The sequence below is a fragment of the Stieleria sedimenti genome (genome assembly GCF_025060895.1).
GTDB lineage: Bacteria > Planctomycetota > Planctomycetia > Pirellulales > Pirellulaceae > Stieleria > Stieleria sedimenti.
The window spans coordinates 18,763-38,898 of record NZ_JANZKV010000026.1 but is presented as its reverse complement, the minus strand read 5'-3'; the positions used below and the strand labels follow the sequence as shown (position 1 = coordinate 38,898).

The window sequence follows — 20,136 nt, the reverse complement described above, 5'->3', positions numbered from 1 at the left end:
ACGATGCGCCGGACGACCACACCGCTTTGCACCGATTCTCGCATGGGCCGATCTCCCTGGGACGCGGCTCGGTCGATGCTGTCGCTCATGCATGGGCGTCTTGTGACCGGGTTGATCCTCGCCTTGATCTGTTCGACGGGTTGCCACTCGCCACGATCGGACGATTCTCCGGGATCCGATCGCGGGGATCTGGCTTCCCAAGACTCGCATGATCGAATGCTCGACACCCTGGCAAAAATGAAAGCCGATATCCCCACGCAAAACTTCTTCCTCGGCGACGCCGACTTGGTCGATTTGCAATACCAGCTTGACGTCCAGCCGGACCACGCATATGCGATGCGGGGGGCGTTGCTGTTTGAAATCGGCAGCAAAAACGTCTTCTTGGGGCAGACGTCCAAGGGCATCCGACAGCAGAAAGCGGCGTTCAATCTGCTCCGCCAGGCCGAGGTGCCGCAAAGTGTGTTTGACAAACTGTTCTTTTCCATCGGAGTGTCACACCTGCGAAAAGCGGAAAACGACAACTGCATCGATGCCCACACCGCGGGAAGCTGCATCTTTCCGATCCGAGAGGATGGAGTCCATGTCCATCAAGACGAAACGCTCCGGGCGATCGCCTACTTTAACCGGGTGCTTGAGACTCGACCGGACCACTTGCCCTCGCGATGGTTGTTGAACCTTTCTTACATGGCGATCGGTCGTTATCCCGATGACGTTCCCGAATCGTTTCTGATTCCACCGGACGCATTTAAATCGGAACAGACCTTTCCACGCTTTGTGGACCGCGCCCCGGAACTGGGGCTGAACACCTTCAGTCTGGCCGGCGGAGCGATCGCGGACGATTTTGATGGTGATGGTCTTCTGGATCTCGTCGTCTCGTCTTGGAGTCCCGCCGGGCAACTGCGTTTGTACCACCACCATGGCAACGGGACCTTCTCCGACCAAACCGAACAGGCCGGGTTGCTGGGCATCTACGGTGGGTTGAACCTGCTGCAGGCAGACTTTGATAACGATGGAGACCTCGACCTGTTGGTCCTCCGCGGCGGTTGGTTGGGCGAGTCCGGTCGCCACCCCAACTCGTTGTTGCGCAACGACGGCAACGGCCACTTTCGCGACGTCACGTTTGACGCCGGGTTGGCCGAGCACAACTTCCCCACGCAAACCGCCTCGTGGGCCGACTACGACAACGATGGCGATCTGGACTTGTACGTCGGCAACGAAGGTTTTCCCAACCAGCTCTTCCAGAACCGGGCTGACGGGACCTTTGTTGAGATCGGCACGGACGCCGGCGTTGCCGATCCGGGATTCACCAAGGGCGTCTGTTGGGGCGACTACGATGGCGACCGGTTTCCCGATCTGTACGTTTCCAATTTAGACGGTCCGAATCGGCTTTTTCGCAACCTGGGAAACGGCCGCTTCGTTGACGTGGCTCCGGAACTAGGCGTCGCGGGGCCGAACGCGAGTTTTCCGCTTTGGTTTTGGGACTACAACAACGACGGTGCCTTGGACATCTATGTCGCAAGCTTTTCACAGAGCGTTGACCCGATCGCGGCCGACTTTTTAGATCTTCCCCATCAAACAGAAATGGATTGTCTGTACCAAGGCGACGGGGCGGGCGGATTCACCGAAGTCGCTGCGGAAAGAAACTTGCAACGGGTGACACAACCGATGGGCTCCAATTTTGGCGACCTGGACAATGATGGCTACTTGGATTTTTACCTCGGAACCGGCTTTCCAGACTTTGAAGCGCTGGTCCCCAATCAGATGTTTCGCAACGTCGCCGGCGAATCGTTTTCCAACGTGACCACCGCGGGCGGGTTCGGGCATCTACAGAAAGGCCACGGAATCGCGTTCGCCGATTTGGATCACGACGGAGACCAGGACGTGTTGCATGAACTCGGCGGCTGGTTCGCCGGCGACGCGTATGGAAACGCGTTGTTCGAAAACCCGGGGTTCGGCAACCACTGGATCGTCGTCAAACTGGTTGGTACCGAGTCGAACGCCGCCGCGATCGGGGCACGCATCCGCGTCGATCTCAGCGACGGATCAACGCAGCGTTCGATCTATCGTTGGGTCAACAGCGGCGGCAGTTTTGGCGGCAACCCGCTGCGTCAACACATCGGACTGGGACAGTCCAATCGTATCACGCGACTGGAAGTGTATTGGCCCACGACAGGCAAGACGCAAGTTCTGGAGGATGTGCAGGCGAACCAGTTCATCCGCATCACCGAAGGCCGATCCGACTACGAGCCGCTGCCGTACAAGCCAGCCCCGTTTTCCGCAGCAGCGACCGCAACGCCCGATCATTCCCATCACCATCATCACACCACCGACGGTCAACACTAACGATTCATCCCGTTCCAAAGTTTGGAATGTTCCCCAGTTGCACCGGCCGGAACCTCGTTTTCTCTCCTTGTCGGTGCCGTAGGTGTTAGCGGAACGGCGCGAGCCGTCCGGTCGCGTTTCAAAAACACCGTGAAAGACCGGAGGGCTCGCGCCCTACCGCTAACAAGCAACACCCCGCATGGCGTCAAAGCGGGAGGCATTGGGGTTGCGTTATGCAGCGAGACACCAACGAAGATTACATTTCCATTCGGACTCGGCACATTTAATCGCAACACCATTTACCAAAACACACCGACGACGCGCCAGATCCCCAACAGGGCGACGCCGCACACGACGAGCGCAGCCAGACCTTGCCGCCTCCGCCCAACGGTTTCTCCCGTCGTTCGTCCTTGCTTGGCCACAACCCCTAACAGAAAACAGGCGACAATCGGCAACAACAATCCGTTGGCAACCTGTGCGAATTGGATCGTCAGTGCCGGACTCTTGCCAAACCAGATCGCAACCAGCCCGCCGACAAACACCACGCCGAGTGCGATCATCCGAAAACGTCGACTCGACGGATCCGCGTCCCATTGCAGCGAACCGCAGATTGCATACGCGGTCGCGAGCGGCGCCGTGACCGCGCTGGTCAGCCCGGCCGCAAACAAACCCAGTGCGAACGCGATACCGCCGCCTCGGCCCAGGGCGGGCTGAAGCTGCTGGGCGATTTGATCGATCGATGTCCAAGCCGTTCCGGTCTGGTGAAAAGCCGTGCTTGCGGTCACCAAAATCGATGCCGTCACCAATCCGCCGAGCGCGACCGATAGCCCGGTGTCCCAATCCGATTGCACCATCGCTTGATCGGGATCAGCACCCCGCCAAGTGACCGCGGCGCCGCTGGCATGCAGAAACAGGTTGTACGGCACGATCGTGGTTCCGATCAGGGCGATCACGATCGTTAAGTTCTCCGCGTTGAGCCGCGGCAGGAAAACGCCTCGCAAGATCTGCGTCGCAGGCGGCATCGAGATCGCGCCGGCGACCAGGAATGAAACACTCAGTAGAATCACCCAGACGACCAAGACGCGGTGCAAAATCTTGTAACGCCCCAGCCAGATCACGCCCGACGTCAATGCGATCAGAATGACCAGCCAAACGACGGCGTCCCCATGGGTCACCGAAGTGATGCCCGCCGCAGCCCCCGTCAGATTTCCCGTCTGATAGGCCGCGTTTCCCACACCGATCGCCGCAATCACCAAAACGATCGCCGGACGCAGCCATCGCGACTGTGAGAGTGATTGCCGAATCGATTCCCCCAAACCCGCGCCGCTCAAAATTCCCAATCGGGCCGCGAGCGATTGCAGCACGATGGTTCCGAAGCTTGCGAACAGAATCGTCCACAGCAATTCGCATCCGAATTGGGCACCCGCCCGGCTGGCCGTGACGACGGTTCCCGGTCCGATGAACGCCGCCGTGACCAGCAACCCCGGTCCGACTCGAAACCGGATTCGCGGCTTGACTGCCGTCGCATCACTGCCCGCCATCGACGACCCCGACGCCCGCGATCGCGTACAACCCGAACGTCGCCAACCAGTGATCGCCCTCGTAGTGCCCACTGTTGATGTACGCCAACCCCGCCGCGAGATGCGACTCCGCGTTCTCAACCAAGACGCGTTTGAGTGGATGGTCGTCGCGAAGCGCCGACGCAACCGAACGCAGACACCAGGCGCGGTTCAAATTCAATCCCGCCAAGTGAACGATTTTCGGATCCGTCACATCGCTGACCGCAACCGGCGCGATCGTTCCATCGGTCAGTTGCGTCGCCAGCCGGGGCACAAACTTAGCCAGCCAGTCCTCGAACGCTTGTTGCGATAACACCCGGCGCATCAAATCGGCTTCGTTCCAACACGACGAGAAAAAATCATGACCTGAGGGTTCATAGTGCACGGGGTAGTCGAGGTCGGTGGCAAAGTACTCGTTCGCTCGATCGATGACCAAAGCCTGCAACGCGGGCATCTCCATCGCACGCGCATAATCCAAGATTTGTCCCAACGCGAATCCCGTGTCGGTATGCTGGCCGGTTCGAATCGGAAACGTCAACTTTGGCAGATAGTCCTTCACGCGTCGCGCCAAGACTTCTTCCAACGGGCGCAGATTGTTCCGCCAGCGTTTCGCATCCGCATCGTCCCAGCCGTCGAGCTCGATGACCAAGCGAAACAACCACGCCCAACCATACATCCGCTCAAAGGTCTTCTGCTCGTCCCGGGCAAAGAACGCAGCCTCCTGGCTCAGGTTTTCATCGGACAGGTGCCGCGACAGCACCTCGCGTATCTGGGGTGCCGATACCATGCCCGGATCGTCTTTCAACAGTCGAACCAGCACCCAATGCCCGTGTACGCTGCTGTGCCAGTCGTAGCAACCGTAGAATGCCGGGAAATGCTCACGCGGTGCTTTGATCTGATCCTTGCTCAGATAAACCAGTGACAGCTTGTTGGGAAACTCTGTGTCGACACCCTTCAGAACCAGCTTCGCCCACGACTCGGCCATCTCCGCGTTCATGACGACCGGAGTGGGCGACTGCGCGATCGCATTGCCTACGGACTGGAGCATCGCCAGCGCGGCGCAGGCGACCAACCACCAACGAACGAGCGGTGGCGAGGATGGCTTTGAACGGAGCGATAGGCTGATCGATATCATCGGCAATGGAGATCGAAAACGTTGAGTTTCGGGACGGACAACGGTGCATCATGACAGATGATCCGTCACCGCTTGCACGTCAGGCCCCGATTATGGGTCAAAAAATGGGTTGGTCAAAAAATGTCGGACACCGATTCGTCACCGTGCACTGCGCCCGTTTTTTGACCAACGCACCGTTGTTCAGCTTGGCACCGACGGCGCACGTCTCTCTGATGATGCCGGGCTCGGTGCGTTGTCCAAAACGACCGTGGCGAGCCAGGTGATCGATCGAGGCCTTTCTCGCGCCCCGAACCTGTGTTGTGGTACAGTGCCGCGGTGCGAAGCCGATCGAACTCTACTGCTCTCCCGATCGCTTCAAAGAAATCCCCCTGCCTGAGCGCCCGAACGGAACGCGGATCTTGTCTGGTGTATTGAGAGGCGTACCGATCGCTCTCGGTGTCAGTCTGCCTTGCCTGTCCCGTCTCCCCACCTGCCGATTCGCCGTCTACGTTTCCATGGACCCCCCAATGGCACTTCCTGATTTCCGACAACGAAGATCCGCTCCTCGACGAATGCCTCGATGCCTGCAACACAAACGGTCCAGACGAAAGCTTTTCGAACAACTTGAGCCCCGTTGCCTGCTTGCCGCCGATGGCGGGGACAATTGGCATCCCGACGATCTCGGAGGAACGGGATTCGGCGGCCCTTTCGTCACCACCGGCCCCCCGTTGGTCAGCTCGGCTCCGTCATTCTCTGACGCCGCTGAAGTGATGTCCAACGCGTCGTTTGATCCGGAAAATGCTTCAACGGCCAATCTTTTTCCGACTGCGGCCCACCCCGTCGATGGAAACAACAATGTGATTGTGCCGCAAGCCGGTGAACCTTTTTTTGTCCGTGTGGAGTTTACGTACGACAATCCGCTCAGCGACGCCTATTCCGTCGGCCGCACGGTCAACAACAATCCGCAGCATGTCGCCCCGCCGATCACCTGGGGATCCGGTTTGGGTGGCCGGACGACGTGGCACCACGTTTGGGGAGCCTGGGTGATGCACAAGGCGGGGACTTACAGCATCACAGTGACTCTGGATGTCGACGGTACGGTGGACGAATCGAACGAAGCCGACAATTCGATTACCGTCAATTTTTCGGTCGGGGGTGACATCACGCACGAATGGTCGTTGGTGGATGCTGAACAGGGCCGCAACCTGCTTGGCGACGGTACCGATGTCATTGTGGGCACGATGGACGACGCCTTCGATTTCAACCACCCTTGGTTCACCGGAGTGGATTCTTTGGGCAGGGAACGATTAGTCGCGTCCTCGCAAAACACCGACGGGCCCGGGGACAGCCCGGTCAATGCAAACCATGCCACAGCCGTCATGGGAATCGTCATGGCGCGCGGTGAAAACGATGGTGACGTGACGGGCTTGGCCCCGGACGCCCGATTTGTCACCGCTGAATTCATCAATCGGGCCCAAATTCCCGGCTTGAGCGTGCAAGATGTCTTCGACGCTGCGGGGTTCCTGGTCGAACATGGAGCCGAGGTGATCAACATGAGTTGGTCGTGGTGGGCGGGTTCGGCAACCGATTCGTATCTTGGGGAAACCTCCAAGACGAATCTGCTGGTCGACTACCTCAGCTACGGACTGGACATCGTCGCCGTCCCGGCCGTCAATCAACTGGGCAGTCATCCTCGTCCGACCGCGCCGGGATCGTCTCGAAACGTGATCACCGTTGGCGGACTCCGAGAGACCCTGGACCGGGCGTGGAGTCAACAAGATTACGGCCCGACGCTCGATGGACGCAGCAAGCCCGATTTGATCGGCAATGCGGCCGTCGATGTCGTTTCCACACGGGCCGACTGGCGCGACGGACGCCTTGCCGGTGGCGGATTTGGCGGCACCAGTTTCGCCACCCCGTTTGTCACAGGAGCCGTGGCGCAGATGCTCGACTACGGAAAACGGAACCAGTTGACCACCGATCACCGACTGATCAAAGCGATCGTGATGAATTCGGGAACTAAAACGCTCGACGCCGACGGTTCACCGTGGAGCAATACCGTCACGCAACCACTGGACAACCAGCAAGGCACCGGCGTCCTCAACCTGTCACGCGTTCACGACATGTACTCATCCGGGCAGCAGCTCCCAGGGAAGGTGGCGCCGATCGGATACGATTTTGGTGAAATCAACGGCACGGTTAACTCCGGCGGAGGCGTTGCAACGTACGATCTCGGCCACGCCACGAGCGCCGGCGAAATCGACGTCACCTTGACCTGGGATCGACATACGTTCTGGAACGATGTCAATTCAAACGGGCGCATCGATGCCGCCGACAATTTTTACGTCGACCCCAACGACGCACAGGACAATCTTGACCTCGTTCTGTTGCGTGATTCGGTACCGGTCGCGCGATCCGAAAGCACGGTCGACAATGTCGAACACCTGCACGTGACCAATCTGCAACCGGGGCGATACGAACTACAAGTGCTCCGTCGTGATGTCGCCAATTCGGGCCCGGGCGAAACGTATGCGCTGGCATGGCATTCCGACGCCGTCTACGCTCAACCGCCGAAGGTCGATTTGATCCAAGTGGGCCAATCAGCCTCTCGCAGTCTCGTGACCGAGGTCACTGTGAACTTCGATCAATTAGTCGAGCACGCCGAGCTGGCGAGTGCATTCGTCCTCACGAACACGTCGACCCAGACGCAGGTGGGGCAAGTCAACGTGCTCGCGGCCGACAATGGGAACAAAACCTCGGCAAAACTGACCTTCGCGGGAGCATCCACGTCGCCGCGACAGGGACCCGGTGCCTCGACAACTTCCTTGGTCGACGGCCAATATGAATTGCGGATTGTCGCCAGCCACGTCATTGGGCAGGGTGGAATCGGACAGGGCGGAATCTCGATGTCCGAAGACTATTTCTACACTGGTTCAGAGGCGACCGATGACTTTTTCCGACTCTTCGGCGATACCGACGGCGACCGGGACGTCGACGGACAGGACTATGGACGCTTCGGATTGACGTTCTTGCAAAATTCGCTGAATCCGAATTTCAATTCCCAGTTGGACTACGACGGGGACGGCGACGTCGACGGCCAAGACTACGGCAACTTCGGAATGCGTTTTCTCAAATCGCTCGACTGAACACAACGCCCGCAACCCTCCAACGCGTCTTACGCCATCCGCCTCGACCGGCATCACCGTCGTGGCTGAGATCGCTAGACGGAACAGCCCTTTCCCGATGCGGGTGGAGTCGCCGAACCGACCCGGCGGGCCAGCAGAACCAAAACTTCGGCCGCGGCAACACCTGCGAACGTATACCCTACATCGGCCCAACCGAATCGTCGTGTCGGGATCCACAACTGAATGAATTCCAGACTGACCAACACGATCAAGGCCACGGAAAGCAATCGACGTCGGACGTTATCCGACTCACCAGAAGCCAGCAAGAATGCCGGCACAAGACACACGCCGAGCGTCATCACAAACGTGCGAAAATTGAAATTCTCGTCCAGCCAACCGACGACCGGGTTCGGTAGAAATGTCAAGTCAGCCGCAGTCGTCCCGGGTTTCAAGATCGCGTAAGCGGCAGTCGATGCCGTCATCACAATCCAACCGCTAACCATACAAAACCGCCAAAGAACCTTGTTGTCTCGCTTGAAAGTACCCACACCAATCTCAACGTTTCGTTCTGATTTCAACGCTCAACGTCCTGTCGCATGCGGGCCTATCGCATGCGGGCCTATCGCAAAGGAATCATCTGACACCCTCCCCGCCGAAGAATCCGAATCGCTCTTGGGGGGCCGAATCGGTTCCGCGGCGTCGATCAGGACTGGGTCGACCCTGACGCCAGCGGTGGGTGAATCAGTACTGGACACCCGCACCGGCGCAACATCGGTCGCGCATAGCTCGTTCAAGTCGCTTAGGAACTGAGCGAGAATCGATCGTCGGCCTAAACGCTCCACCGCGTAGGTGCGTGCCGCCGCGCCCATGAATTCGCGGAGCAGCGTGTCGCCGGCCAATCGCACCATGGCGTCTTCGAACGCCGCCGCGTCCGCCGGTGGAACAACGATCCCGTGCCCCTCGACGACATCAGCAATCTGTGTCGCTTTCGATGCGCAAGCAACAATCGGCCGCCCCGTCGCCAGCATACCGGTCAGTTTGGACGGCATCACCAAATCTGCCGCATCGGCGCGTTGGGGCAACAAATGGATATCCGCACAGTTCATCAAGTCGTTGAAACATTCCATCGGCTGCAGCGGCAGGAATTGCACGTTCGACAAGCCTCGCGCAGAGTCCACCAGTTTCTCGTGCGCCGCTCCGCGGCCGCAGATGACGAAGTGCAACTCTGAACGATCCAGGCAATTGCGGGCGGCATCGATGACGATCTCCAGCCCCTGCTTTGCACCGATGTTCCCCGCATACAACGCCACACATCGATCCGCCGGGATGCCAAACTTCGCTCGCAATTCAGGACTCGCGTCGATCGGTCTCATGACCTCGCAGTCGACCCAGTTGGGAAACGACACGACACGCTCTTCGGCGACACCTTTGTGAATGAGTTTCATCAGCATATTGGGCGAGATACTTGAGACACGGTCGAAGCGCCGCATTAGAAACGCTTCCACCGCCAAGACCAATCGCTTCAATCGCGGCTGTTTCAAAATACCCAATTCGAACGCCGCATCGATTTCAAAATCCTGCACATGCAACCAGGCCTTGGCCCCGCAAACCCTTGCGGCCATCCAGGTCGTCGGCATACAAAAAGCGGCCGGTTCGACGGTCATCACGACGTCCGGCTGAAACCGGATTGCGGTCCAAAGCAATGCCGGAATGCTCGACAATCCGAAGGACGCCAAATGAATCACGCGACTTATCCCCGTTATCGTCTGGGGTACCCACAACGGACATCGAATCACCTCGACACGCCCTCGACCCGCGTCTGATTCAGTCACCTCCCGGGAATAGACCGACCCTCGGAAGCCGTCGAAAATTTTCCAGTGGGGATAATACGGAGGTGTTGTCACGACCACCACGTCGTGGCCGCCTTGAGCAAGCTCCTGTACCATTTCCCCTGAATATTTACCGATCCCGATTTCTTCGGGACTGTAGTTCAAACCATGCAAGAGGATTTTCACGAGTTTACTCACTCACCGGTTGCGTTGCTGCGTGTCCAACCAAGATGATCGCTACGCGTTGGGTCACGATTGAACCTTCGCCATCGCAGTCTGAGTTCGCCCCAAACAGGACAGCGGACGTGAAGCTCTGAGCGTTCCCGAGGACGCGAACGCTGAAACCGCACGACCTCAATTGCCCGGGGTCGTCGCCTTGAAGGCAAAATTCCGAGTCCAAATCCCTTCACCACGACACCCGGTTTCGACCAGATTGGCGGTTGCGAAAATGAAACGCTGAAATTTCCACGCCAACGAACGCATACGTCCTTGAATGCTCTTCGAGTTTCCGAGATGCTCTGCGGCCGCAAAATCGACAAACCGAGTTACCGAGAGCATGGTTCGCATCGCCGAAGGCGTCGGACACCACTGGTGTGTCGGGTCGCCGTAGAACACGTGGCCTGCGAAGGGGGACAATCCATTGGGAACGTGTCCGATCACCAGCCCACCGGGTCGCAATTTTCGTCCGATGATCCCGAGAAGGTCGAATGTTTCTTGCCGCGTCAGGTGTTCAAACACGTCAAACAGGGTGACCACGTCGACACTGTGGTCCTCTCGGTCATTCAGAAAATCAAAAAGATTCTCCGTCGCAACTTGGGACGTGATCGTCCTTGCCAACGCCACTTGCTCCTCGCTCAAGTCGCATCCGCACAGATTGCGAAAGCCGAGATTGCGAAATGCCAAGAGGAGTTCTCCGGCTCCGCATCCGAGGTCCATCACGACGGAGTCGCGCGACAGTGGCGTCACCCAAGGTTCAATCACGGGTTGCAGTTTATCGGCATTGAACGCCAAGGCATTGGCGTCGGCATCGCCTTTGAATGCAGACCGATAGGAAGCGTAGATCGCGTCTTGGTAGGACATGTACTTAATCATCGAAGGAAAATCCGTTTGAGGACGGGACGGGTATCGATCACAGCGTTGCCTGCGACGATAGAGTGGCTTCGCGGGCGTCACGCTCTTCCGAGCGACTCGACGGTGAGCATTCAGACGACTCGAAGTCTGTGCCAAGATCCAGCCCAGTCAGTCTGGAAAGCTCTTGCAAAATTTCATTCCTGTCGTCCAGATGGGCAACCGCCCTCTCAAGTTCCATCAACTTGGCCCCGACAAGGAAGCGGTACCAATAACCTTGCAGAAAGTGGTACACCAAACCGGATCGTCCGTCGAGAAAACCGAATTGGATGATGTAGCGATACAGGAAGTATGCCAACGCACTGATCGTGAAAGGAATACGGTTGTAGACACGTTCTTTGATCACACGTTTTGCTGACGCTTGAAATGAGGAGTTTTGACGCGTCACGCCGGACTGTGTCCCCAACAATCCCAACCGGTCGCCGAGGACCTGAACCGCCTCGCGGGTCGCGTATTTGTTGTGTTTATCGGTGAAATAGCTCAGATCGTTCAGATTGTGGTCGGCGAAACCGCCTTCCAACAGGACGGTGCGGCCGCCGGAAACCACCAGATGCTCATCCATCCAGCGATCTTCGACATGGCCGTGCCCGCGACGGAACAAACGCGTCATGACGAGCGGATAGCGGCCGCCATGACGAACCCATCGGCCCATGAAAATGTGTTTGCGTTTAAAGTTCACACCGACGACGTCTTGTGCCAGTGCCGGCACTCGTCGCAGAATTTCATCCTGCAGATCTGGTTCGATGATCTCGTCCGCATCGAGACGCAGAACCCATTGTGATGTGATGTTCGCATGATCCATCGCCCACTGAAACTGCTTCGCTTGATTGATGAATTTGTTCTGCAGGACCACCGCACCGAAGTCTTCTGCGATTTTGACGGTGTCATCGGTCGAGTAGGAATCGATGACAAAGACCTCGTCTGAGATCGCTTGGATGGAGTCCAGCGCGCGTCGCAGGTGATTCGCTTCATTCTTAGTGAGAATCACGACCGTGATGTTTTTCTTCGTCAATTCATTCACCCGACTGGATCATGAAACGTGAGCACTTGCGTGACGGGCAGCCTTTCGGACCGAGCGGCTCCCCGATCGCGTGCATTTGGTACACCGAATGCCATCATGAGAATGAGTTTCTCAGCCTGAGAGATTCCCGCGGCCTGTTTGATTTGCTTTTCGTGTCGATTGGTTACGGCCAAATTCAGGAAACAACATCCGTAGCAATGGGAGATGCAGGACATACCCAATTGCATGGCGAAGATGCCTCCGTCGACGTAGGGCTGATGCCGTGGTTTCGCACCGCTCCAGGCAAACGTTTCAGAGGTCACCACAAACAGGTTGCTGACCCGCTGTGAAAATCCGCCGGAACCTCCCTGCAGTCGCAACAGTTCTTCAATCAGATGTTTGCCCTGATAAACGTGGACGCGCACGGATTGACGGTTGCATTGGGAGGGCGCGGACTGCGCGCATTTTACGATCCTTTCGACGTCTTCCCTCGGAACCGTCGCCGGCGTGAAGTCGCGGCAACTCCAACGAGAGCAGAGAAAATCAGAGGGCGATAGACCGTCGATCTGAGTTCGAGGCGTGACGGTTCCGCCCTTGGGTTCGATGCCCTGACCTTCGGCGCGTTCGATAAATTTCGATATTTTCGAGCCGATTTCGCCCAGGTCGATGTTTCTCTCGGAATGAAACTCTCTGTACTCGCTTAACGCTCCATACGCCATTTGCAGAGGGAAACTCGGACCGCTCCAATCGTATTGATCACACAAATCGAGGACCGCCGCAATTTTCTGCTGACCGAACGACGCCCGAGTGTCGGTCAAGCTGAGTCCCTTCTCAACCGTGTGTGCCAACAGAACGATGTCGTAGTAGAGACTCGGCTGGGACGGCGAAAAAGGGCTGCCTTTTCCCCACCGCAGGCAATGCAGCCAGTCTCCAAAAAGCTCGCCCGGCAGCAACAGTAACGATGCCAGTGCCCGAAGGCGGTGCACGATCCACTTCATGACACATCTGCTCCTGCGGGATGGGATTCCAATATCACACGATCTTTCAATCGAACCGCAGGGTTCCCACCCACGATTTCCCATGGATTGACATTCCTGACGACGCAAGCACAAGCTCCCACGACGGCGCCTTCACCGATCGTGACACCCGGTCCGACGAACGCTTGGGCCGCCACCCAAACATGATCTGCAAGGCAGATCGGTGCGGTCGTCAGTGGCCGCCGCAAGCTCGTGACCTCATGCGTACCGGTGCACAGAAACGCGCGTTGACTGACCGCGACTTTCGAGCCAATTGTGATGCGGTTCATGCAATAGCAGTCGACTTGGTCGCCGAGCACCGAGTAGTCACCCATCGACAAATTCCACGGTGCCCAAATCTTGCAGGAGGGCGCGATTTTGCATCCTTCCCCGATTGTTGCCCCAAAGGCCCTCAACAGTGTCCTTCGCCAACCGTGTAGGATCCAACGCGGGGTGCTCCGAAAAGCGATGAACCAGATCATCGCCCATGCCAGCCTGAGCATCCTTTCGCGCCGAGACAATTGATCGACGTATTTCCACTGACGAAATTCACTTTCACTTGTCCTGGATGAACGGTTCTTGAGCGCAATCAATCGTGGTGCCTGTGGTGAGATTTGTCGATCGGGATGATTCACGGTCGTCTAAGCACGGACGAACGATCCGTCGCTGAATCGGCATGCCGAGATATTCTCGAGAAGAAAGCTTCGACCTTCCGCCCGCAATCGAGCGATCGCATGATTTGCTGACGACCAATCGATCGACTCCTTCGCCAACCTGTTGGCGGATTCAATGTCATTCGCATCGATCAAACGCTCCTCAAGCCCGACGGATCGGAGCAGGTTTTCAAGCCGAACGCTCAGCTTTGATCGCGCCCCGGGCAACTTGACTGCGATGAAGGAACGACGAAAGAGGATGCTGAATACCGTCGCGTGAAATGAGTTGGTGAGCACCAACTTCGACGCGTAGAGATTCGACAACCAAGCGATCGGGCCGCCCGACACAGGAATGCCGATCTCTCTCCATCGCCGCAACGGGTTATAACCGCTGATCACTTTCGCATTGAGCGTCTTCTTCAACTCGTCCGCCAGTCTCGAAAACCCCGCTCCAGATCGAAGGACATAGGAAAAGATTGCACGAGATGCGACGATCGTGTTGTCGTCGATCAGGGCCGAGTAGTCGCTGATCAGAAACGTGGGGTCGGGAAGACAGGGCACCGGTGATCCGATCAGAGACTCCGCAAACTTCGCGCCGCCCCGTTCCCGGATCGAGATCGCGTCCAATCGACCGAGATAGCCCGACAGGTCGGCATGAAAGGCCGGCGACAGTTCATTCGATCCGAAACTTGCGGCATAGGAAATCCGACGCTTTGATTTCGCGACAAAATCGAGGAAGTAGACGGGGTCCAATCCGAATTGCGGCGACGGATTCCAAATCTGGTCGCTCCCGCAGACGAGAAGGTCATATTCCAATTCGGCCGATTCCAGTTCCGCCCGAGATCGCCAGGTCGGGCCGCCGATACCAAGTTGAGTGGCCCTGAATTCTTCCAACGCGGCGAGAGCGTTGCGGTGAAACAAATGAGAACGTAGCTTTGAGTACTGAAGAAACAGCGATTTCAAATTCGTTCGGATCCCGTTTGCGCTCAGTTCAATGGCGAACTTTCCCTCTTCGACGTAGCGCGGGTGGTAATTGATAAACTCCGCATCGACTCCTTCACCCGACAACCATGTGCGCAACGCATACGCCTGGAGTAATGCGCCATAGTTGTTGCTAAAGTGAAACGTGAGCAATCCGACTTTCATGTACTTTTCTCTGCGTCTGTTCGTTGCAATACGTGGCACATCGGAAACATTCCGTGGTGCGGTCGCCGATGGAGAGCGAAGGGGGCGCCGTCCAGCTAAATTGCGAGTGCTCGGACGAGATTGTGTGCCGCAGTCTGTGGTGAAAAGAATCGCCCGAAGCAGGAAAGACAGTCTTCCACCATCATCTTCGGCGGATGGGAGTTTCGGTCCAACCAGGCCTCCAGCAACTGCCGTGTTCCGTCCAGCGAATCGGGTCTTGCGATACCGGCGTTCGAATCTGAAATCTCTTTCCAAATATTGACTTGGTCGGACACCAAAACCGGTTTCCCGCACGCCAAGGCTTCCACAACGGCGATGCCGAAATTTTCTTGGTGGCTCGGTAAGACGAATGCTTCACATCCGTAGAACGCGCCCCACTTGGCATCACCGCGAAGCATTCCGGGAAAAAAAACACCCCTGTCGCGTGAATCGCTGCCGTCGCCCGAGCTGCACAGACCGAGTTTCTCCGCGAGTTGCCGCATCTCCATGGCGTAGGCCGAATCATTCGGACCGGCAATCACCAGACTCGGCAGAGAACGTCGGGCCGATTCGTCGGCGGCCACTTTCGCGTACGCCTGGAGAAGCAGATCCACTCCTTTTTTGGGATGGATTCGACTAAGGAACAATAGATAAGGCTGGTTCTCTAGCGCCGGGCACGCTTGTCGAAACGCGGCGTCCATCCGGTCATCCTTTGCCGGCGGCGAGGGGACGCCATAGCCGATGTTGATCTCGCGTTTGGGTCGATAGGGGCGAAAAGCTTCGCGTGCCAACTCCAGTTCGCGTTGGCAAGTAAACAGCATCCCGTCGGCCTGCGAAATGACTCGGTTCTCAATCGCCTTCCAATACACCCAATTGCGATACGCCTTGAACCGTCGAGACCGTGCACGCTGAAACCATGGGTCGAGCATCCCGTGCGGCATCACGAAAACACGTGGCACCTTGGCTGACGGTGTTCGCTTCAACCTCGCCACCGCACGCGTCACGGCAAAGGAATGGTAGAGCCAGAGACCATTGGTGACGACGGCATCGTACTTCGGCAGGGACTCGATCAACCAGCGGTGAAGATGTCGCGAGTACGACCAAGGCCCGCGTCTTGATCCGAGACGGAAGATACGAAACGAGTCCGCCATCTCGTAGGTTGCATCACTCTCGTCAAGGCAGACCACGTCACTGTGGCAACCCATCGATTCGGTCGCCGGCAGCGTGTTTCGAATCCCCTGGCAGACTCCACCGGTCTTGGGATCCATTGATGAAACGACTTGAAGGATCTTCATCGAATCGCCTCCGTTTCAACCGACCAGGACTTCACGACCCGTTCATAAATCTCCTCGTACGCATCCAACGCGGTCTTGGTCGTAAACTTGCCCGCGTGTTCCAGTCCGCGTTGGACACGTTTCTCACGCTCCCGTTGGGAAAGGCTGAGCAATGAGTCGATCAGTTCGGCGCCATCGGAGGCCCAAGTTTTGTCCACCGCTGACCAGCGTCTGAAGTAGCTCGCCGCGTCACCCCCGACTTCGGTCATCGGTGCCGCGTCGGTTGTCAACACAAGTGTGCCGCAGGCCAACGCCTCGGCAATCGGCCAACCGAATCCTTCTTCGAGACTGGGAAACAGGAAAAGCGAGGCAAGATTGTAAGCGGCGATCACTTCCTCGTTGGAACATCCCGCCAGGAATCGCACCGTCCCGCCGTTGGGAATGTCCCGAGCCGCGACTCGCAACGATTCCTCCGGCTCGGTGCCGACCATCCACAAAGGCATGGGGCGTTCGGTGCGACTTGCCCAAGCTCGGTACAACGCGATCACACCGCCGCGGTTTTTGTACCACTGGCTGCCGCCGACATGTAGCAGAAACCCGGTCGCTTCTTCACCCCGCAGTTTGGACTTCAAGATTTCCTTGCTCGTCCGGTCGTCTAGCACCCGAAAGTCACCATTCAATCCCAAATGGACCGCCTCGGCCGACAGCGGGGGTCTGAGTGTCAAGCGTTGGAGGTCCCGGTTGGTCGCATTGGAAATACTCACGAAATGCGAGCCTCTCGAGAAACCGCGACGGATGAAGTGCTGATAGACTTTTCCCGACCATTTCGTCGGATTCTCAGGGAACTGATCGAGAGCCGATCGCAAGGCCAAAAAATCATTGCAATGAATCACATGCGGCCGGTGCGTGATTTTCGGTACCCAAATGCCCAGAGCCTGATCGGTGACGACAAACACCGTCCCATCGGGTTGGTTTCGAACATTCTTCGCGAGCGACCAAGGGTAGATGAGATACTGGTCGAGATACCCCAGCCATTTGCGAAGCGATCCGGATCGCTTCGCAAAACGTCCCAAACAGGGTTTCGACGTCCAGTAGCTCACGCGATGCCCCTTGGACTTCATCCCTTCGCCGAACATTCTTGCCAGACGTGGCATGCTTGACGATTGCATCCAGTCCGGGTGCGTCAAAAAAACGATATTCATCTCTTCCTTTTGCCTCACTTGTTCCCCAAGACTTGATTCACCAGCGGTGTCACGGAAATTGATTAGCCCCGCCCCAACGGTCGGCTTTTCGGATCTGCTTTCTCATCGAACGGGTGCATGCCAACGGTCTCGATCAGATTGTTTCCAGAAAGGGGATTCTGGTTTTCTGGAACGTGGAGACGTGTCGCCCGACGTTTGGCGAGTCGCCGTGCCCAGACGTGGCTCGGCAATTCAAAGACTTTGAAAAAACACCAGGCAAAGGGAATGACAGCGAACGTTGCGAGAGTCGGCGCGAAGAAACTCGTCGGTTTCGTGCCGTAGGTCTCGACCCACATCGCCCCGAACACTTTGAATAGCGGAAAGTGAATCAGGTACAACGAATAGGAAATCGTTCCCAACGCCGTCAAAGGTTTCAACCATCCCGCATCCGAAGGCAGCCAAGTCGCCCCGTCGGTGATCAGCCACCAAAGTACCAGCAAGGCACTCAGACCCCAGCCGTAGTCAAGGTAAAAGTGATCCACGCCGGCCAATCCCAAGATCGGCGTCACGATGCCCGAAATTAACATGAGTCCCGTGTGCCACTTCGTCCATGTCGGCAAGACGCCGCGAACATATTGCTCGGCGAGCCATGCTCCGCTATTCCAAATGATCGCATACTTGAAAAATGTTCCCGTTGCGACGGCGAGTCCTTGAAAATGCAGGATCCAACCGACTGACGTACACGCCAGCGTAAAGACGAGGCAGGACTGCATGCCGCATTTGATGTAGATCAAAAGCAGCAGTGGATAAACGACATACAACTCGGCCTCCACCGGAATGGACCACAGTGATGGATTCAACGCGACCTGGATGCCACCGGCAAACCAGTTCTGTAACATTGCCAAGCCCCAGAAATCGCTTGCGTTGAACGGCACGCCGCTTTCAAACCAACGATTGAGTGCGGTCGTGGCGATGAAACAAAAAAGGAGCGTTACCAGATACGCCGGATAGATCCTCAAAAATCGTCGGATGACGTAGGGTGACCAGTCCACCATGCGCCCCTTCCCGGCTTGAGGAAGGTGGATGCAAAATCCACTGAGCACGAAAAACAGCATCACCAACGAACCCAGTTGCGAGACGGGCAGCGACGCCCAACTCAACCCGCGGTCCAATACCGAATAGGCATCCGGATCACTCTGGATTTGGCGAAAGCCGACCCACAGATCGACGCGCGAGTGATACCAAACCACTCCCAGCGCGGCCAACCCACGTAGAACATCGATGGCCGGGAGATTCATCTGCCCTCCGTGGGTTTGACCAAACCATTCACCTGGCGCGAAATGAGTTCGGATGCATGGTCGACCGGGAACACCAAAGTACGGCGATGCCTACTCTTCGGCATGCAGACCGGGTTGATGCTTTGACGAATGTTCTTGGTGGATGCCAAGCAAATGCCACATGCGATAATGGACGACCCCAGCGAAGTTGTTTGTCCCCACTGTCCCAGCAGCAAGAACTGGGCCGCCGGCACCAGCATCGGCAACGCTTCGAACTGAGCTCTCAACATGGCTCGGCAAGTGCGCCAACAAATGAAGGCAAGCAGCAACATTCGGAATCCGAGTATGGGAAAGCCCAACAGAACCCCTCCCTCGGCCAGGATCCGTCCCCACTCCCCTTCCGATTCACCAAATCCTCGCTCTCCGGTCAACAATTTCTGCCCTGCTTGGGTCGAAATCCCGGTTCCCGATCCGATCGTCCCGACGGTGGAAAAGGGTTCAATGATCCCGCCAAGGACACGACCAAGAATCGCATGCTCCATCCCGCCATGCTGCGTTGTCGCACTCTTCCAACGCACGCCAAACGCCGCGAAGGCTTCTGAGGTTCCCGGTGTAAGGACGACGATGGCCAGTGCAATGACACCCCCGATTGCCGCCCGCCCGAGAAGTTGTGGTGTCAGTGAACCACCGGCCACCAAAGCGGCACACCCCGCGCTCGCAACCAACAGTTCCCCAAACAGCAGTGAACGGCTGATCGAAAACGGAATGGCCAACAAGATTGCGCCGCCGGCGAGTCCCATCAGCGCGAACGACAGTTTCCGACGACAAAGCAGATAGAACCAAGCAGCGCAGAACATCGGATAAAGCTGAGCGGGACCAGTGATGAAACTGAACGTGCCTGGGGGCCGAAACTTTCCGAGCGCTCCGGAAAAACCCGCGCCGCCGGTGCTTCCACCCAACCCGCGATTTACCCAAGCGCTTTGCGGCGAATAGAATTGGAGAATCAAAAGCAGTGTGTACGGTATCGAGATCCAAAGTGCTACCTTGCAGAGTCCATCAAGGTCTTTGCGGCGCATCACTCGCGCGATAATAAAGATCAACGGCACGTGTAGAAAATCACAGCGAACGCCATAGGTTGCAATCACCAGATTCCCATGCCCGACCGTCGTCGCCAGCATCCAACTCAGCGGTGCGAGAAACAACATCGCAGTCACCAAAATGTTTCTGGGCCAAACGCCCTGTTTCAGTGCGAGCCAATAGATCGCCAAGGCGACCGGGTCGCGAACGACCAGTAGCGGTGTCGCCAATCCGGGTAAAAACCAGCGCCGCAATCCGCCTTCGATCAGCCATAAAAACAGATACAACCAAATCCCCATCCGAATCAATCGGAACGGATCCGCTTGACTCGCAACGCGTGGGCGTTCGCCGTGATTCACAGAACCTTCAACCATCGCAGACGACACGACTGTCATCCATCCCGGCGAGGCCGCAAGG

The 20,136-nt window shown here is 57.3% G+C and carries 14 protein-coding genes; 2 read left to right on the top strand and 12 right to left on the bottom strand.

Annotated features, from left to right (window positions below; genetic code table 11):
- Nucleotides 1–42: 42 nt before the first annotated feature.
- Entirely contained in the window at nt 43–2,343 is a 2,301-nt protein-coding gene (locus tag NZK35_RS03730) for a CRTAC1 family protein (protein ID WP_259631256.1), read from the top strand.
- A gap of 278 nt (nt 2,344–2,621) precedes the next feature.
- On the opposite strand, the gene NZK35_RS03725 is transcribed toward NZK35_RS03730, so the two are convergent.
- Nucleotides 2,622–3,863, bottom strand: coding sequence for an Nramp family divalent metal transporter (locus tag NZK35_RS03725; protein WP_259631255.1), 1,242 nt, complete (start codon nt 3,861–3,863; stop codon nt 2,622–2,624).
- Nucleotides 3,850–5,016 (bottom strand): DUF2891 domain-containing protein, encoded by a 1,167-nt coding sequence (locus NZK35_RS03720; RefSeq protein ID WP_259631254.1) that lies wholly within the window; start codon nt 5,014–5,016, stop codon nt 3,850–3,852. Before NZK35_RS03720 ends, NZK35_RS03725 begins: the two co-directional genes overlap by 14 nt.
- A gap of 551 nt (nt 5,017–5,567) precedes the next feature.
- On the opposite strand from NZK35_RS03720, the gene NZK35_RS03715 reads away from it, so the two are divergent.
- A complete protein-coding gene (locus tag NZK35_RS03715; RefSeq protein WP_259631253.1) occupies nt 5,568–8,141 on the top strand; it encodes a S8 family serine peptidase in 2,574 nt (857 codons plus the stop codon).
- Nucleotides 8,142–8,215: 74 nt separating this feature from the next.
- Here the strand turns inward: NZK35_RS03715 and NZK35_RS03710 are convergent, their stop codons facing one another.
- The 10 genes from NZK35_RS03710 to NZK35_RS03665 form a co-directional block, all read right to left on the bottom strand.
- Complete coding sequence (locus NZK35_RS03710; protein WP_259631252.1) at nt 8,216–8,602, bottom strand: VanZ family protein; 387 nt, start codon at nt 8,600–8,602, stop codon at nt 8,216–8,218.
- A gap of 99 nt (nt 8,603–8,701) precedes the next feature.
- Complete coding sequence (locus tag NZK35_RS03705; protein WP_259631251.1) at nt 8,702–10,135, bottom strand: glycosyltransferase WbuB; 1,434 nt, start codon at nt 10,133–10,135, stop codon at nt 8,702–8,704.
- 168 nt (nt 10,136–10,303) lie between these two features.
- Complete coding sequence (locus NZK35_RS03700) at nt 10,304–11,041, bottom strand: class I SAM-dependent methyltransferase (protein WP_259631250.1); 738 nt, start codon at nt 11,039–11,041, stop codon at nt 10,304–10,306.
- 37 nt (nt 11,042–11,078) lie between these two features.
- Nucleotides 11,079–12,098: a glycosyltransferase family 2 protein gene (locus NZK35_RS03695; RefSeq protein ID WP_259631249.1), complete on the bottom strand. Its 1,020-nt coding sequence runs from the start codon at nt 12,096–12,098 to the stop codon at nt 11,079–11,081.
- The gene (locus NZK35_RS03690) at nt 12,095–13,075 is read right to left on the bottom strand and encodes a nitroreductase family protein (protein WP_259631248.1); all 981 of its coding nucleotides are present in this window, start codon (nt 13,073–13,075) and stop codon (nt 12,095–12,097) included. Before NZK35_RS03690 ends, NZK35_RS03695 begins: the two co-directional genes overlap by 4 nt.
- Nucleotides 13,076–13,734: 659 nt before the next feature.
- A complete protein-coding gene (locus tag NZK35_RS03685; RefSeq protein WP_259631247.1) occupies nt 13,735–14,892 on the bottom strand; it encodes a polysaccharide pyruvyl transferase family protein in 1,158 nt (385 codons plus the stop codon).
- A gap of 95 nt (nt 14,893–14,987) precedes the next feature.
- On the bottom strand, nt 14,988–16,205 hold the full coding sequence (locus NZK35_RS03680; RefSeq protein ID WP_259631246.1) for a glycosyltransferase: 1,218 nt from the start codon (nt 16,203–16,205) through the stop codon (nt 14,988–14,990).
- Entirely contained in the window at nt 16,202–17,386 is a 1,185-nt protein-coding gene (locus tag NZK35_RS03675; protein WP_259631245.1) for a glycosyltransferase, read from the bottom strand. The genes NZK35_RS03680 and NZK35_RS03675 overlap by 4 nt, the downstream gene beginning before the upstream one ends.
- A gap of 62 nt (nt 17,387–17,448) precedes the next feature.
- A complete protein-coding gene (locus NZK35_RS03670) occupies nt 17,449–18,663 on the bottom strand; it encodes an acyltransferase family protein (RefSeq protein ID WP_259631244.1) in 1,215 nt (404 codons plus the stop codon).
- Nucleotides 18,660–20,093: a hypothetical protein gene (locus tag NZK35_RS03665; RefSeq protein WP_259631243.1), complete on the bottom strand. Its 1,434-nt coding sequence runs from the start codon at nt 20,091–20,093 to the stop codon at nt 18,660–18,662. Before NZK35_RS03665 ends, NZK35_RS03670 begins: the two co-directional genes overlap by 4 nt.
- Nucleotides 20,094–20,136 lie beyond the last annotated feature (43 nt).